Origin of the sequence: Kitasatospora sp. A2-31 (assembly GCF_022288725.1) — a bacterium.
GTDB lineage: Bacteria > Actinomycetota > Actinomycetes > Streptomycetales > Streptomycetaceae > Kitasatospora.
Window position 1 is genome coordinate 34,018 of record NZ_JAKNTA010000011.1, and the last position, 15,570, is coordinate 49,587.

14 protein-coding genes and 1 pseudogene are annotated in these 15,570 nt (G+C 75.7%); 14 read left to right on the forward strand and 1 reads right to left on the reverse strand.

Going from position 1 to position 15,570, the window contains the following annotated elements; translation table 11 throughout:
• The first annotated feature begins 232 nt into the window (after positions 1-232).
• Positions 233-625: a hypothetical protein gene (locus MCM47_RS27540; RefSeq protein WP_238864419.1), complete on the forward strand. Its 393-nt coding sequence runs from the start codon at positions 233-235 to the stop codon at positions 623-625.
• A gap of 45 nt (positions 626-670) precedes the next feature.
• A complete protein-coding gene (locus MCM47_RS44095; RefSeq protein ID WP_374209222.1) occupies positions 671-1,174 on the forward strand; it encodes a hypothetical protein in 504 nt (167 codons plus the stop codon).
• Here MCM47_RS44095 and MCM47_RS27550 read toward each other — a convergent pair.
• Entirely contained in the window at positions 1,152-2,135 is a 984-nt protein-coding gene (locus MCM47_RS27550; protein WP_238864421.1) for a LuxR C-terminal-related transcriptional regulator, read from the reverse strand. The genes MCM47_RS44095 and MCM47_RS27550 overlap by 23 nt on opposite strands.
• A gap of 354 nt (positions 2,136-2,489) precedes the next feature.
• Here MCM47_RS27550 and MCM47_RS27555 point away from each other — a divergent pair, with 354 nt between their 5' ends.
• The 12 genes and pseudogenes from MCM47_RS27555 (at position 2,490) to MCM47_RS27615 (ending at position 15,517) form a co-directional block, all read left to right on the forward strand.
• The gene (locus MCM47_RS27555; protein WP_238864422.1) at positions 2,490-2,753 is read left to right on the forward strand and encodes a hypothetical protein; all 264 of its coding nucleotides are present in this window, start codon (positions 2,490-2,492) and stop codon (positions 2,751-2,753) included.
• A gap of 213 nt (positions 2,754-2,966) precedes the next feature.
• A complete protein-coding gene (locus tag MCM47_RS27560) occupies positions 2,967-3,209 on the forward strand; it encodes a hypothetical protein (RefSeq protein WP_238864423.1) in 243 nt (80 codons plus the stop codon).
• A 167-nt stretch (positions 3,210-3,376) separates the two neighbouring features.
• Entirely contained in the window at positions 3,377-4,417 is a 1,041-nt protein-coding gene (locus tag MCM47_RS27565; RefSeq protein WP_238864424.1) for an AfsR/SARP family transcriptional regulator, read from the forward strand.
• Positions 4,418-5,082: 665 nt separating this feature from the next.
• Positions 5,083-5,550: pseudogene (locus MCM47_RS27570) on the forward strand (penicillin acylase family protein); the annotation flags it as partial.
• A 229-nt stretch (positions 5,551-5,779) separates the two neighbouring features.
• Entirely contained in the window at positions 5,780-7,528 is a 1,749-nt protein-coding gene (locus MCM47_RS27575) for a penicillin acylase family protein (protein WP_238864425.1), read from the forward strand.
• Between the two features lie 440 nt (positions 7,529-7,968).
• Entirely contained in the window at positions 7,969-9,027 is a 1,059-nt protein-coding gene (locus MCM47_RS27580) for a ketoacyl-ACP synthase III family protein (RefSeq protein WP_238864576.1), read from the forward strand.
• The gene (locus MCM47_RS27585; RefSeq protein WP_238864426.1) at positions 9,024-10,589 is read left to right on the forward strand and encodes a class I adenylate-forming enzyme family protein; all 1,566 of its coding nucleotides are present in this window, start codon (positions 9,024-9,026) and stop codon (positions 10,587-10,589) included. The genes MCM47_RS27580 and MCM47_RS27585 overlap by 4 nt, the downstream gene beginning before the upstream one ends.
• Positions 10,579-12,048, forward strand: coding sequence for a type III PLP-dependent enzyme (locus MCM47_RS27590; RefSeq protein WP_238864427.1), 1,470 nt, complete (start codon positions 10,579-10,581; stop codon positions 12,046-12,048). Before MCM47_RS27585 ends, MCM47_RS27590 begins: the two co-directional genes overlap by 11 nt.
• Before the next feature lie 5 nt (positions 12,049-12,053).
• A complete protein-coding gene (locus tag MCM47_RS43435) occupies positions 12,054-12,323 on the forward strand; it encodes a phosphopantetheine-binding protein (protein ID WP_238864428.1) in 270 nt (89 codons plus the stop codon).
• Positions 12,324-12,386: 63 nt separating this feature from the next.
• The gene (locus MCM47_RS27600) at positions 12,387-13,409 is read left to right on the forward strand and encodes a clavaminate synthase family protein (protein WP_238864429.1); all 1,023 of its coding nucleotides are present in this window, start codon (positions 12,387-12,389) and stop codon (positions 13,407-13,409) included.
• A gap of 165 nt (positions 13,410-13,574) precedes the next feature.
• On the forward strand, positions 13,575-14,885 hold the full coding sequence (locus tag MCM47_RS42665; RefSeq protein WP_305068029.1) for a hypothetical protein: 1,311 nt from the start codon (positions 13,575-13,577) through the stop codon (positions 14,883-14,885).
• A gap of 386 nt (positions 14,886-15,271) precedes the next feature.
• Positions 15,272-15,517: an MbtH family protein gene (locus MCM47_RS27615; protein WP_238864431.1), complete on the forward strand. Its 246-nt coding sequence runs from the start codon at positions 15,272-15,274 to the stop codon at positions 15,515-15,517.
• Positions 15,518-15,570 lie beyond the last annotated feature (53 nt).

Below are 15,570 nucleotides of genomic sequence, written 5' to 3' on the forward strand. Positions count from 1 at the left end.
CGATCCCACCAACGCCAGGTTGACGTCCGATAAACGGACTCGAAACCCGGACGAGGACGGCTCGGGCCCGCGCGGACCGACGCCCAGGGTCCGGAGATTGACCCGACCGGCCCCGACCCGACCGGCCGACACGCCACGGGCGGCGGACCATCGCCCGCCGCGCCGGGGAGCTGTGCTTACTGTCGCCTTCGCCCGAACGGGACATTCAATGACAGAAGCGGAGAAATCCCCCATGCATCGTCACCTCACCCGGATGCTGACCCTGCTCGCCGCCGCCGGCCTCGCCGCCGTGCCGACCGCCGCGAGCGCCGAGGTCGTCTCCGGCGGCAACCACGGGACCATCATCGTCGGCGACGGCAACCAGGTCGCCGGCTACGACATCATCAACGCGGGTCACGACGCCACCGTCGGATCCGGCAACGGGTCCAGCGGGGTGGCCGGCTCCGCCGTGGACGCCGCCCAGGCCACGGGCGGCAACTACGGGACGATCATCGTCGGCGATGGGAACCAGGTCGCCGGGGACGACATCATCAACGCCGGGAACGACGCCACCGTCGGCTCCTACAACGGCGCCGCCGGCATGGCGGCGATGCTGACCGCCGCGCTCAAGCCGATCACGGGCTGAGGCCCCGTCCACGGCCACACCGCGGGCCGGCGTGCAGGACCTCGCCTGCACACCGGCCCGCGTACCGGCTTCCTCTGGACCGCACCTCCGGCGCGTCACAGCCGCCGGACGCGCAGCACCCCACTCGGCCACGACTTCCGGAGCACCGCCCAGCAGGCCACCGCTCTCCGGCAGCAGCTCACCGGCGCAGCGCCGCTCCAGTTCGACGAGGAGCAGCGGATCCGCCTGGACGGCTGGGAGATGGACGACGAGGTCCAGGCCGCGGTCCAGGAACGCCGGGCCGCCGCGACCACCGACACGCTGGCCGGGCTCGCGGACACCGACTGGTTCCGGGCGCAGAATGGGCCGGCTCTACGGGTGGCACGTCCCCGGGACGGACTACGACGCCCCGGTCCGGACCACGGTCCCCTGGCCCTCCGTGATCTGAGGCGGTCGGGCGGGCCCGTCCGCGGGGGGGATCCGCCGGGAGCGCGGGCGGGCCCGCGGGGCGCGCCGGGACGCGCCGGGAGCGCCGCCCGGCGGGTCGTCAGAGGAGACCGCGCTCGGTGACCCGCTGGCCGAGCTGGAACCGGCTCTGGGCACCGAGCTGCTCCATCAGGTCGGTGATCATCCGGCGCTCGGTCCGGAGGGAGACACCGAGGCGGCGGGCGGCGGCCTCGTCGGTGAGGCCGGCGGAGAGCAGGCGGAGCAGTTCACGCTGCTGCGGGGTGATCTCGCCGGCCGGGGTGACGGGGGCTGCGCCGAGCACCTCGGACTGCTCCCAGATCTGGTCGAAGAGCGCGCACAGGCCGGCGACGGCGCCGAGTTCGCGGATCACGGCGACGCCCTTGGTCAGGTCGTCGGGGTCGAGGGGGACCATCGCGACCTCGCGGTCCACGATCTGCATCCGCATCGGCAGGACGCTGGTGGTGCGGGTCTCGCCGCCCTGCGCGGCCAGCCAGTTGGCGTGCTCGACGCTGCCCGGATCGTTGCGGATGCTGCTCAGGTAGACGGTCTTCACCTTGACCCCGCGGTCCAGCAGCGCCTGCGTGATCGGGCGGCTGGCCTCGCGGTTCTCCGGGGTCTGCTTGCCACCGGGGGCGAAGGACATCGTCTCGCGGCAGGCCTGGGCGCCCAACTCCTCCAGACGGGCCCGGATCTCGTTCAGGCACGTCAGGTGCTCGACGCCGCCGGAGCCCTCCTCGGGCCGCAGCATGGAGTACTCGGCGACGAGCCCGGCGATCGCGGCCCGGCTGGACTCGACCTCGTGCTGCTTGCGCGCGACCTCGGCCTGCCGGCGGGCGATCAGCGCCTCGAAGGCGACCTTGGGGCTGACCGTGCGCATCGCGCCGCCGCCCTCCCAGGACGGGCGGATCAGCTCGTGGTCGGCCAGCTCGTCCATCGCGGCGCGGACGGCGGACTCGGCCCAGGCGAGCGACTCGGCGATGCGGACCACGCCCCAGTCCGGCTGACTCAGCATGAGGCGGTAGACGGCCTCGGCCTCGCGCGTGAGTCCCAGCGTGGTCAGCATTCGATCGGCCCCCTGACATGAGACGGGCTGCGCCGCAACCAGGAATCGGTTCGCGCACGTACAGTAATGGACACAGAGCTCCGGCGTGCACATCTGAGCAGGTCCAGGTCAGAAAATACCACCGCCGCCGAAAACCCAGGCACCCCCCGATCAGCCGGTGTTCGGTGCCACCACAGGGGGACGAAACCGGACGGGAGAGCACCGGGAGCGAGCGGGAACCGGACGGCGGCCGGCGATCGCAGAACGGGATCGATCACGGGAAACCGGACTTTCGGGCTGGCACAGGCAGGCCATGGCAAGAACGTGCCCGCCCGGGCCCGCCTGTCGGCGCCCGACTTCCACCATCGTGGCTGCGTGCATGTCGTTCACTTCACCATGACCCGCCCCCGCGACGCGCCGGTTCCGGCCGACGGTACGGTGGCCGCCGCGTTGCACGCCGCCGCCCACCTCCACCGCGGCCCGGAACACATCCGCGTACACGGCTCGCGCGCCGGCGCGCGCGGCGTGATGTTCGTGATCGCACCATGCCCGGACACCGCGCGCGCCCTCTGCCTGACCGTCTGCGCCCAGGCGATCGCCAGAACCCCCGAACTGACAGGGTGGTTCGTGGACGTCTGACCGCCGCACCGCCCCCGGCACGATCCGGCCACGGCCGCTGACACAGATATGCCAGCGACAACTTGTGTCACCCGAGAGCAGGGACAACCGGCTTGCGGGCCGGGCAGAATCGAAGTGTCGAAGTGCGGCGAGCAGCCACCGGAACGGACCGCCGCCCAACCGACCACCCACACACCGCACGACCGGGCATCCCCATGCCCGAAAGGAGCCACCATGTTCGCCCTGAAGTTCCGTCTCGTCTCCGCCCTCGCCGCCGCCACCGTGGTCCTGGGCGCCGCCGCGGGGCTCGCCGCCGGTACCGGGACCGTGGCACCGGACCGCGGCGCCGCCACCCTCGCCGGCCAGGAGCCGGCCACGTCGGCCGCCACCGCGGCCCACACCGCCGGCACCGCCACCGCCAACACGGGCTCCGGGCACCACAACGCGGACACGGACGACATGGGCTGGCAGTGGTGAACCGGCGCCGGCCCGCCCGGCACCACCGTCCGGCCGGCCCGGACCCGCGCCGCCCCGGCCCCGACCGACCCTGAACGGACCTTCCCCGGCGCGGCCCTGACCCCGCACCAGCTCCCACAACTGCGTCCGAGCCACCACGCGACGGCCCCGGCTCGGCGGAGGCTGCCATGACCACCTCTCCTCTCCTTCCGACCACCCACCCGGACGGCCTCAGCTTCGAACTGCTGGGTGAAGTCCGGGGCTGGCGGGACGGCATCGAACTCCCGCTCGGAGCGCCCCGCCAGCGCGCCCTGCTCGCCGTCCTGCTGCTGCGCGCCGGCTCACCCGTCAGCCGCGACCACCTGATCGACGGGATCTGGGGCGACGCCACCGTGGCGGACGGCGCCAACCTGGTGCAGGCGTACGTCTCCAAGCTGCGCAGGCTCTTCGAACCCGACCGGGCCCCGCGCACGACCGGTGGCGTGCTCACCCGGATCGGCGCCTCCTACCGGCTCTCCGTCGGCCCCCACCAGTGCGACCTCGGCCGCTTCGAGCGGTCGGTGGCCGATGCCCGGGCGCTGCGCTCGGCCGGGCAGCCCGAGGCCGCCGAACGGACCCTCGCCGCCGCGCTGGACTCCTGGTCCGGCCCCGCACTCACCGGAGTCAGCGGCCCGCTGCTCGACGTCGAACGCGCCCGGCTCGCGGAGCTGCGCCTCGCCGTGGTCGAGGAGCACGCCGAACTGGCGCTCCAACTCGGCGGCCACGCCTGGCTGGTGCCCCACCTGCTCGTCCTCACCACCGAGCACCCGTACCGCGAGCGGCTCTGGGCCCTGCTCATGGCCGCGCTCTACCGGGGCAGCCGGCAGGCCGACGCGCTGGCCGCGTACCAGCGGGCCCGGCACACCCTGACGGAGAACCTCGGCCTGCTGCCGGGGCCGGAGCTGCGCAGCATCGAGGAGGCGATCCTCGCCGGACGCCCCGATCCGCTCGTACCGGCCCGCCCCGCCGTCCCGCTCTCCCTCGCCCCTGCGGCCGGCCCGGTCGAGCCGGGCGGCGACCCGGCTCCGGGCCGTGACGTACCCGCGGCGCCGGCGGCGGCGCACCGTGCGGAGCCGGCAGCGGGGCGGCCCCACCTGGCTCTGGTCGGCACCACGCCGGCCACCGTGCCCGCACCGCGCGCAGCCGCACGCGGTCCCTGGGCCGACGGTCCGACCCGGCTGGCCCGCTGAGGCGTCGGACCGGCGGCTCCGGGCCACCCCGGCCCGTCCCGTCCCGTCCCGTGCGGTCGGGGATCGCACGGCCGTGAACCCCCCGCGCCAGGACGCCGGATCGACCGGCGACCGCGGCGCCCGGCCGTGCGCGGATCTCTGCCCGTCCGCCGCGCCCCCGCTGCCCGCGCGGCCGCCCCCGCGGCTGCCCTTCCGTCTGCCCGTTCGCCCGTCCCCGTTCGCTCGTCCCTGCCCCCCGCCGCCGTGCGCCAGCGCCCGCCCGCCCGCGCACGGCGGCACTTGCCATGGCCGGAATCCCGTCGAGACAAGGAAGCAGCCGCCCCGTGACAGTCCAGACCCACACCCCCGCGCCGGACGATCCGCGTCCGGGCACCGAACCCGCACCGGCCGAACCCGTACCGGAGGCCGCAGCCGTACCGGAGGCCGGCCACGCACCGGCCCCTGCCCCGGACACGGCCGCCGCCGGCATGCCGGCCGGGGCGGCGGCCGACGCCGGCGCCGACGCCGCTCCTGCCCCGCGCCCACGGCGGCGACGCGTGCTGTGGATCCTCAAGCGCACCGCGGTCGTCCTCACCGCCCTGGTCCTGCTGGCGGCCGCCAGCCTGGCCGGCTACGCGTACTGGACGGTGCAGCGCTCGCTGCCGCAGCTGTCCGGGAGCACCACCGTGCCGGGACTGCACGGCGAGGCCCGGATCGTCCGGGACGCCTCCGGCATCCCGCAGATATACGCCGACAGTGCGCACGACCTCTTCCTCGCCGAGGGCTACGCCCAGGCGCAGGACCGGTTCTGGCAGATGGACGTCCAACGGCACGTCACCGCCGGCCGGCTGGCCGAGATGTTCGGCCCGAGCGAAGTGCAGACCGACAAGGTGGCCCGCACCTTCGGCTGGTACCGGGTGGCCGAGCAGGAGGTGACGATGCTGTCGCCGCAGACCCAGGAGTACCTGCGGGCCTTCTCTGACGGCGTCAACGCCTACCTCGGTCGGCACGAGGGTGCCGAGCTGTCGGTGGAGTACCCGGTGCTCGGCTTCGTCGCCGGCGACTACCGGCCCGACCCGTGGACCCCGGCCGACTCGGTCTCCTGGCTGAAGACCATGGCCTGGAACCTCAACACCGGCATGATCGACCAGTTCGAGCACGCGATGCTGCCCGCCGACCTGCCGGACGGGGCGTCCGACGACCTCTTCCCCGACTACGACTACCGGCGCTGGACACCCATCGTCCCCGACCGGGCGCCCGCCGCCCAGCCGGCGGCCGACCATCAGGGGGAACCCCGCCGAACCGCCGGCGCCCGCACCGTCGGCGCCCGCCCCGGCCACCGTCCCCGCAGCGGCCTCGGCCGCGCTGGCCGACAGCGCGGCGGTGCGCACCGTCCTGGCCGCCGTCCTCGGCCCGCAGGGCACCGGCATCGGCTCCAACTCCTGGGTGGTGGCCGGCAGTCGCAGCACCACGGGCAAGCCGCTGCTGGAGAACGACCCGCACCTGACCCCTTCGCTCCCGGGCATCTGGTACCAGGTGGGCCTGCACTGCACCCGGGTCGGCCCGGACTGCGCCTTCGACGTCAGCGGCTTCACCTTCGCCGGCATGCCGGGCGTGGTGATCGGCCACAACGCCGACATCGCCTGGGGCTTCACCGACCTCGGCGCCGCCGACTCCGACCTGTTCGTGGAGCGGGTCGACGGCTCCACCTACGAGCACGAGGGGAACCGGCTGCCGCTGACCCTCCGCCAGGAGCGGATCGCGGTGGCGGGCGGACGTCCGGTCGACCTGACCGTGCGGTCCACCCTGCACGGCCCGTTGATCTCGGACGTGCTCAAGACCGCCCACGAGGTGGCCGACCGCGGCCGGGTGCCGGACGTCCCGCCGCACGGCGAGCAGGACGGCTACGCGGTGGCGATGCAGTGGACCGCCCTCGATCCCGCCCCCACGGTCGACGCCCTGTTCGCCCTGGACCGCGCCAGGGACTGGAAGGACTTCCGCGCCGCCGCCGCGGTCTTCGCCTCCCCCGTGCAGAACATGATCTACGCGGACACCGCCGGCAACATCGGCTACCAGACGCCGGGCCGCATCCCCGTCCGCAAGGCCGGCGACAGCCGCCGCCCGGTGCCGGGCTGGACCGGTGCCTACGACTGGACCGGCTACCTGCCCTTCGACCAGCTGCCCACCAGCTTCAACCCGCCGGAGGGCTACATCGTCACCGCCAACAACGCGGTCGTCGGCCCCGGCTACCCGCACCTGATCGGCGCCGACTGGGGCACCGGCTACCGCAGCCGCCGGATCGCCGAACTGATCGAGCAGGCCGGCAGGCTGGACGTCGCGGCGATGGAGCGGATCACCCAGGACACCTGGAACGGCAACGCCGCCACCCTGGTGCCGCACCTGCTCCGGGTCCAGGTGGGAGCCGAGGCGGGGCCGGCCCGGGACCTGCTCCGCGGCTGGGACTTCACCCAGGGCGCCGACTCGGCCCCGGCCGCCTACTTCAACGCGGTCTGGCGCGAGCTGTTGAAGGAGGCGTTCACCGACCGGCTGAGCCGGGCGGGGGTCAAGGGCTACGCCTACCCGGACGGCGGCGGCCACTGGTTCGAGGTGGTGCGCGGCCTGCTCGACAAGCCGGACAGCCTCTGGTGGACGAGTACCGCCGACCCCGGCGTCCGGGGCCGCGACGCCATGCTGCGCCGGGCGATGGAGCAGGCCGCCGCCGACCTGAAGGAGCGACTCGGCGACGACCCGAAGAAGTGGCGCTGGGGCGCCCTGCACACCCTGACGCTGGAGAACCCCACCCTGGGCACCGCCGGCCCCGCCCCGCTGCAGTGGCTGCTGAACGCCGACCCGATCGGCGTCGGCGGCGGCACCGACACGGTGCTCGCCAACGGCTGGGACCCGAAGAAGGGCTTCGAGGTGGTCTGGGTCCCCTCGATGCGGATGGTGGTGGACCTGGCGGACTTCGAGCGCTCGCGCTGGATCAACCTGACCGGTGCCTCCGGCCACGCCACCGCGGACACCTACACCGACCAGACGAAGCTCTGGGCCAGGGGCGACAGCCTGACCTGGCCGTACGGGACGGCCGCGGTGGACGCGGCGGCCCGCGACCGCCTGCGCCTCACCCCCTGAGGCCGCGTCGCAGCCTCCGGAGCGCCTTCGCAGGCCCCTCCCGGTGCCCGGTCCCGCCCACGGCGGGGCCGGGCACCGGCGTGCGACGGGCCGGGGGCGGGCACCGTTGGTGCTCGTGGCGGTTCAGGACGGTTCACGGCGGTTGGGGGCGGTTCGGGGCGGCCTCCGGCGCGGGTCCAGCGCTGCGTCAGTGCGGCTTCAGTGCCGCTCCAGTGCCCCTCCACTGCCGCTGCGGTCCGCCGCCGGTCGGCGGTCCGTCCGCCGTCAGCGGCCCCACCCGGGCCGGTCAGTCCGCCGTCCGTGCGCCGTCAGACGGAGGCCAGCGCAGCACCGACCGGGCGCCAGTGGAGAGCAACCGCGCGGCAGGCGGCGGGCGGAAGCATCGTCACCGACAGTCGCCCCCGGCAGAGCGCTGCCACGGGGCCGGAGATCGGAGGGACATGCGCTGGGAGCAGGTGTACCTGGCCGGCACGGGTGTCTGGCTGGCCGACCGCGCGGACGCCGCCGCGGCGGTCGCGGCCGGTGCGTACGACGCCCGGGAACACGCCGTCAACCGGATCGACTCGGTCAGTGCGGCCACCGCCGGCGGTCCGGACGACCTGGCACCGCCCGAGATGGCGGTCCGCGCGGCCCGCACCGCACTGCGCCGGGCCGGCCGCACGGCCGAGCGGGTCGGCACCGTGTTCCACAGCTACCTGTGGTTCCAGGGTGCCGAGTTGTGGCCGGCCGCCGCGTACGTGGCACAGCACACGGTCGGCCCGGCGGTGCCCGCCTTCGACCTGCTGCAGCAGTGCAACGCCGGGCTCGCCGGAATGGAGCTGGCGGCCCGCCAGCTCCGGGCCTGCGAGCCGGGCCGGGAGGAGGCCGTGCTGCTGACCACCGCCGACCGCTTCGCACCGCCGGCCTTCGACCGCTGGCGGGCCGAGCGGGGCATGGTCTACGGCGACGGCGGCACCGCCGTGGTCCTGAGCTCCTCCCCCGAGAACGCGGTCGGCCGGCTGCTGGCCACGGCGACCAGGGTGGACAACACGCTGGAGGGCCTGGCCCGCGGCACCGGGTTCCGCCCCGGCCCGGAGGCGGCGGACCGGCCGGTGGACCTGGGGGCGCGGGGCGAGGAGTACTTCCGCGCCCACCGCAACCTGCGGGCCGTGACGGTCCGGACGGCCGAGGTGGCGGCGGAGTCGATCCGGGCCGCGCTGGCCGAGGCCGCCACACCGATCGACCGGATCGCCCGGGTCGTCCTCAACTCCACCGGGCACCAGCGGATGCTCTGGCAGCTGGAACAGCAGCTCGGCGTCGACGAGAAGCGCTCCACCTGGGAGTTCTGCCGCGAGGTGGGCCACCTGGGCGCCGGGGACCACATCGCCGGTCTGAACGAACTGCTGGAGACCGGCGAGGTGGCCACGGGCGACCGGGTCCTGCTGGTCGGCGGCGGAACCGGCTACAGCTGCACCAGCGCGGTCGTCGAGATCACCGATCCCGCGGGCGGGTGCTCATGAGCACCCTCGCCGTGGGCGGCGTGCCGGACGCGGCCCTTCCTGCGGGTGCGCCGGGAACGCCCGGCGGGGAGGGCACCCTCGTCGTCGACCTGCTCGATGCGGCTGCCGCCGCCCGCCCCGCCGCGCCGGCCGTCCGGGACGCGAACGGCGTCTGGACCTACGCCGAACTGGCCTGCGCCAGCCGCACGGCAGCCGCCTGGTTGCGCGGACCCGGCGGTGTCTCGCCGGGTGACCGCGTGGTCCTGCGGCTGGGCAACCGGCGGGAGTTCGCCGCCCTCTACTACGGCGTGCTGCGCGCCGGCGCCGTCGCGGTGCCGCTGAACCCGGAGATGAGGTCCTTCGTGCTGCGCGGGGTGCTCGCCGACGCCGCGCCCGCCGTCGTGGTGCTCGACCCGTCCGAGGGGGAGCCGGTCCGCGAGACGGTCGCCGCCTGCGGCGCCCGGTCGGCCGGGCCCGCCGAGCTGCTGGCCCACGGCGGCGCGCAGGCCCGCGGCGAGCCGGCCGACACCGACGTCACCGCCGACGCGGTCGCCCAGCTGATCTACACCTCCGGCAGCACCTCGGCGCCCAAGGGCGTGGTCTGCACCCACCGCCAGGTGGTCTTCGCCGCCCGGGCGATCGCCCGCCGCCTCGCGTACCGGCCGGACGACGTGGTGCTCGCCGCGCTGCCGCTCTCCTTCGACTACGGCCTCTACCAGCTCCTGCTCGCCGCGATCGGCGGCGCCGAGGTGGTGCTGGCGGACGCGGCCGCGCCGGTGCGGGTGCTGACCGCGCTGCGCGAGCACCGGGCCACCGTCGTCCCGGTGGTTCCCTCACTGGCCGAGATGCTGTGCCGGCTCGCGGCCCGCGGCACGCCCCCGGAGCACGTCCGGCTGTTCACCAACACCGGGGCCGCCCTGGCCGGTTCGACCGTCGAGGCGCTGCGCGCCGGCTTCCCGGGCGCGGCCGTGGTGGCGATGTACGGGATCACCGAGTGCAAGCGGGTGACGATCGCGGAGCCGGACGCCGACCGCGAACGCCCCGGCTCGGTGGGCCGGGCGCTGGACGGCACCACGGTCGAGGTCCTCGACGAGCGGGGCCGCGCGCTGCCGCCGGGCGAGGTGGGCGAGATCGTCGTCGGCGGCCCGCACGTGATGTCCGGCTACTGGAACGCGCCCGAGCTGACCGCCCACCGCTACCGTCCCGACCCGGGCTCCGGTCGGATCCGGCTGCACACCGGCGACCACGGCCGGCTGGACGAGGACGGGCACCTCTACTTCGCCGGGCGCCTCGACGACCAGTTCAAGCGGCGTGGCGTCCGGATGGGGACGCCCGAGATCGAGGCCGCCGCGCTGGACGTGCCGGGTGTCCGGGCGGCCGCCGCGCTGCCGCCCCGGGACGGTCACGACCTGCGGCTGGTCGTGACCGGCGACGACGGCCTGAGCGCGCGCCTGGTCCTCGACGGCCTGGAGCAGCGGCTGGAGCCGGCGAAGGTGCCCGCCGTCTGCCGGATCCTCGCCCGGATGCCGCTCACCCCCAACGGCAAGATCGACCGGAAGGCGCTGGAGACCGATGCGCACTGACCACTCCCCCGGCCCCGGAACGACCGCCGCCCCCGGGCGGGTGCCCGCCGGGGGAGCGCCCGCCGAGAAGCCGCCCGCCGAGGTGCTTCGGCTCGCCGAGGACGCGCTGGCGGCCGAGCTGGTGCACCGCTACGGCAGTCCGCTGTACGTCTACGACCTGGACCGGGTCACCCGGGCCGCCGCCGACCTGCGCGCGGCCCTGCCCGAACGCGCCCGGCTGTACTACTCGTTGAAGGCGAACCCGCACCCCGAGCTGGTCCGCACCCTGCGCACGGCCGGCTGCCTCCCGGAGATCTGCTCGACCGGCGAGCTGGCCGCCGCGCTGTCGGCCGGCTTCGAAGGGGCCGACTGCCTCTACGGCGGCCCGGGCAAGACCGCCCAGGAGCTGCGCGAGGCGCTGGCGGCCGGGGTGCGCACCTTCTCCGTCGAGTCGCCGGCCGACCTGCGCCGGGTCGGCGCCGAGGCCCGGGCCCTCGGGGTCACCGCGCGCTGCCTGTTGCGGATCAACGGCACCGGCGCGGGTGCGGGCGTCGGCCTGCGGATGACCGGCGGGGCCTCCCAGTTCGGCCACGACATCGCGGACGGTCTGCCGGACCTCGCCGAATTCACCGTGGCGGGAACGGAGTTGTGCGGCCTGCACTTCTTCCCGCTGACCAACGCGGCCGACCCGGCGGGGCTGCTCGCCGAGGCGGTCGCCTCGATCCGCACGGCCGCGGCACTGGAGGCCCACTGGGGCCTGCCGCTGCGGATGCTCGACCTCGGCGGCGGTTTCGCCTGCCCGTACGCGGCACCGGGCGAGCGGCCGCACTACCAGGCGCTGCGCGAACCGCTGACGGCCGCGCTGGACGAGCACCTGCCGGGCTGGCGGGAGCGGTTGGAGCTGGCCTTCGAGTCCGGCCGGTACCTCGTGGGCGACAGCGGGCGGCTGATCTGCACCGTCACCGAGGTCAAGGAGAGCCGGGGCACCGCGTACGGCGTGCTGGACAGCGGGATCAACCACCTCGGCGGGCTCTCCGGCGTCGGCCGGCTGCCCTCGCTGCGCGCCGAACCGCTGCGCCTCGCCGGTTCGGCCGCCGTCGCCGACGGGGCGGTCGGGACCCGCCGGGTGGCGCTGGTCGGACCGCTCTGCACTCCCGCCGACGTGATCAGCCGGGCCGCCGAGACCGTCCCCCCGCTGGCGGGCGACCTGCTGGCCGTGCCCAACGTCGGCGCGTACGGCGCCACCGCGAGCCTGCTCGGTTTCCTCAGCCGCCCGGCCCCGGTCGAGGTCACGGTGCGGGACGGCCGGGTGGTCGGCGCGGACCGCCTCGCCCTCAGGCGCGAGCCGGTGCCCGGTCACCGCACCACCGGGCCCGTCGATCACCCCACCGGGCACCGCCCCGCCGAACACGGCCAGGCCGAGAGCCACCCCACCGAGCACCACCCCGCAGCACACCACCCCACCGACATGAGGAGCTGAACACCGTGACCGCGAAGACCAGTTGGGACGAGCGCTACGAGGCCGTCCTGACCGACCTGATGCCCCGGCTCGCCGAGGAACGGCCGCTGCCCGCCGACCGCGAGCTGCGCACCGCCGGGCTCGACTCGATGGCCACCGTCGAACTGCTGGTGCGGCTCGAGGAGGCCTACCAGGTGGCCATCCCCGACGAGGAGTTGAGCCCGGAGGCCTTCGAGACCGTGGGCAGCCTGTGGGCCGTGGTCGCCGGGCAGCTGGACGCCGCCGACCGGCGCTGACCGCCCGCCGGCCGGCCCTCACCGGCCGGCCGCCCCCGAACACTTCGAGAAAGGCTGACACCTGTGCCGGTTTCACCGGACATCGAGATCTCGGCACCGGACCTGGTGCTGACCGGGGCCGAGAGCGCCGCGACCGAACGGGTCGCCGCACTGCTCTGCGGCCCGCCGCAGGCCCTGGTCGACGAGCCCGCCTGGGTGGCGGAGGCCCGTGAACGCTGGGAGGACCTGCCCTCCCGGCTGCGGCGCGCCCTGCGCGCCTTCCGCCGCGACCCCGGACCGGGCGGCGCGCTGCTGGTGCGCGGCCTCCCGGTCGCGGCGCCCGCGCTCGGCCGCACACCACTGACCGGCGGCTCGGTGCAGCGCACGGCCACCGTGCCGGCCGCGGTGCTGATGCTCGCCGCGTGCGGGCTCGGCGACCCGGCCGCCTTCCGCCCGGAGAAGACCGGGGCGCTGGTGCAGGACGTCGTCCCGGTCCCGGGGCAGGAGGAGTTCCAGGGCAACGCGGGCTCGGTGCTGCTCACGTTCCACAACGAGAACGCCTTCCACCCGCACCGGCCGGACTTCGTCATGCTGCTCTGCCTGCGCGCCGACCCGGACGGGCTCGCCGGACTGCGCACCTCCTGTGTGCGCGAGGTGCTGCCGCTGCTGGACGAACGGACCCGCCGGGACCTGCGGCGCCCGGAGTTCCGCACCGCGCCGCCGCCCTCCTTCGGCGCCACCGACGGCCCCGCCGAGCCGCACCCGGTCCTCGGCGGCGCACCCGAGGACCCGGACCTGCGGGTGGACATGGCCGCCACCGAGCCCCTGACCGAACGGGCCGCGGCCGCGCTGGACGAGCTCCAGCGGCTCTTCGAGCGCACCGCCCGGACCGTCCGGCTGGAACCCGGCGACCTGGCCGTCGTCGACAACCGGATCGCCGTGCACGGGCGCACCGCGTTCAGTCCCCGGTTCGACGGTACCGACCGGTGGCTCCAGCGCACCTTCGTGCTCGCCGATCTGCGCCGCTCGCGCGCCCACCGGGCGGGCGACGGCTACGTGCTGGCCGACCCGGCCGTCCCGGCCGACCTCGCCGGGCCGACCGCCTGACGGCCGGTCCACCGCGGCCCTCCGACCCACTCCCGCAGCCTGGCCGGCGCGGACCTCCCGGTCCGCGCCCGGCCGGGCTGTGCCGTCCTGCCCGCAGGCAGCCGCCCGCGGGCACCGCCCCACCGGGCCGTTCCCGGCCCGGCCGACCACCGAACGGAACGCCCCGTGACCACCGCCCTCTCCCCGGCCCCTGCCACCGGCCCGGCCGCTACGCCCGCCGCCGATGCGGCCCAGGCCGCCGACCCGGCGCCGCCGGCCCGGACGTCCATACCGGGCAACGCCCCCACGGCCGCAGCCACCACCGCCCCCGACCCCGGTCCCGCACCCACCGTCGACCCGGCCCGCGCGCCCGGTGTCGGCGGCCCGAGCCTGGCCGCCGCCCGGCCGGACCGGGCCGACGCCGACCCGCGCCGCGCGCTGGACGAGCTGGCGCGCTGGCAGGCCGAAGGCCGGGCTGCCGACCGGTTCCCCTACCAAGCGGTGCTCGGCCACTACCGGGCGGTCGGCAAGAACTCGGTCGGCCCGGAGCTGCTGACGGCCCTGCGCGCCGTCCAACCGCCCCGCGCCGGGACGGCCGACCCGGCGGAGCGGCTGCTCGCGGACTGGCTGCCCCAGGTGGTGGACGGCCGGGACGGCGACTACGACAGCTATCTGGGCAGCCCGGTCTACGCCTCGACAGCGATGACCGGGGCGGGCACGGCGCGGGTGATCACCGCCCTGCTCGCCGACGTGGTGGCCGTGGAGGCCGCCACGCTCGCCGGGGCTCCCGCCGGACTGGCCCGCACCCGGGCCGCGCTGCGCGCCCTCACCGCGGCGGCCGGACTCCCGGCCGAGCACGGCGCCCCGGCGGAGCCGGCCGAGCTCGTCCGCGCCTGCGCCGAGGCGGTCGCCGCGGCACGGGCCGCGGTGCCGGCCGACGTGCTCCGCGCCGTGGAACTGACGCTGACACCGACCACCACGAGCCACGACGAGCAGATGTTCATCCGGGTGATCCAGATCTTCGAGGCGGTCTTCGCCGCGGTCGCCGACGCCGTGCGGGCGGCCACCAAGGCCGTGGCCGCCGGCCGGACCGGGGCGGCGCGGGAGCTGCTGGCGGGGGCCGCCGAACAGGTGGCCGGGACGTCAGCGGTGTTCCGGGTCCTGACCACGATGCCCAGGGACGCCTTCGCGGTGATCCGGGCCAACACCGACGGGCGGAGCGCCGTGCAGTCCCGGGCGTACCGAACCGTCGAGCGGTCCTGCCCGGCGCTGCACCGCGCAGTGCTGGACAGCAGCCTTCCGCAGGACGAACTCCACCCCGTCATGGCGCAGTTGGACGACGCGTGGGGGGCGATGAAGCGCACCCACTGGGGCATCACGATGAAGATCATCGGTCAGGTGCGCGGCACCGGAGGCACCGCCGGTGCCTCCTACCTCCGCGAGGCCGCCGAGGCCCGGCTCTTCCCCGACCTCGACCGGGCCCACCAGGGCGGCTGAGGGCCACCACTCGCACGGCCGGGCCCGCACCGGCTCCCGCCAGGGGTCCTGGGCCCGGGCTCCCGGCTCCCGGCGCCGGCCCCCGGTTCCCGGCCCCCGGCTCCCGTACCGGGCCGAGGGCTTCAGCCGGCGTTCAGTGAGCCGCCAGCGAGCCGTCGGCACGTCGTCCGTACGGCGCCAGTCCGGGGCCGGTCCCGCGCCGGTGAGCCGCCGGTGGGGCGCCGGAACCGCATCCGCCTCCGCCCAGCCCGGGCCCAGGACGCGGTCAGGGCGGAACGACAGCATCGATGACAGGTCGGCCCGCCCGTACGGCCCCGCAGCGGCCGGCGACCGGGGCCCCTCACCGGAACCACCGGAACACCCATCCATCGGATCGGAGCACAGCCATGAGCAACGAGGACACCACCGTCTACCAGGTCGTCGTCAACCACGAGGAGCAGTACTCGATCTGGCCCGCCGACCGGGACCTGCCGGCCGGCTGGCGCGCCGAGGGCACCCGGGGCGAGAAGGCGCACTGCCTGGCCCACATCGACGAGGTGTGGACCGACATGCGGCCGCTCAGCCTGCGCCTGGCGATGGCGCAGCAGGCCGCCGCGGCCGCCGAGGCCGACGCGGTCCCGGCCGCCGGCTGAGCGGGCAGCGGCCGGCCGGACCGGCCGCCGACAACGGCAGACACAGGGCATCG

Coding starts and splice junctions, on each gene's coding strand:
- MCM47_RS27585 (WP_238864426.1), top strand. CDS start 9,024: ATGAGCACCCTCGCCGTGGGCGGCGTGCCGGACGCGGCCCTTCCTGCG.
- MCM47_RS27550 (WP_238864421.1), bottom strand. CDS start 2,135: ATGCTGACCACGCTGGGACTCACGCGCGAGGCCGAGGCCGTCTACCGC.
- MCM47_RS27540 (WP_238864419.1), top strand. CDS start 233: ATGCATCGTCACCTCACCCGGATGCTGACCCTGCTCGCCGCCGCCGGC.
- MCM47_RS27615 (WP_238864431.1), top strand. CDS start 15,272: ATGAGCAACGAGGACACCACCGTCTACCAGGTCGTCGTCAACCACGAG.
- MCM47_RS27590 (WP_238864427.1), top strand. CDS start 10,579: ATGCGCACTGACCACTCCCCCGGCCCCGGAACGACCGCCGCCCCCGGG.
- MCM47_RS27560 (WP_238864423.1), top strand. CDS start 2,967: ATGTTCGCCCTGAAGTTCCGTCTCGTCTCCGCCCTCGCCGCCGCCACC.
- MCM47_RS27580 (WP_238864576.1), top strand. CDS start 7,969: ATGCGCTGGGAGCAGGTGTACCTGGCCGGCACGGGTGTCTGGCTGGCC.
- MCM47_RS27565 (WP_238864424.1), top strand. CDS start 3,377: ATGACCACCTCTCCTCTCCTTCCGACCACCCACCCGGACGGCCTCAGC.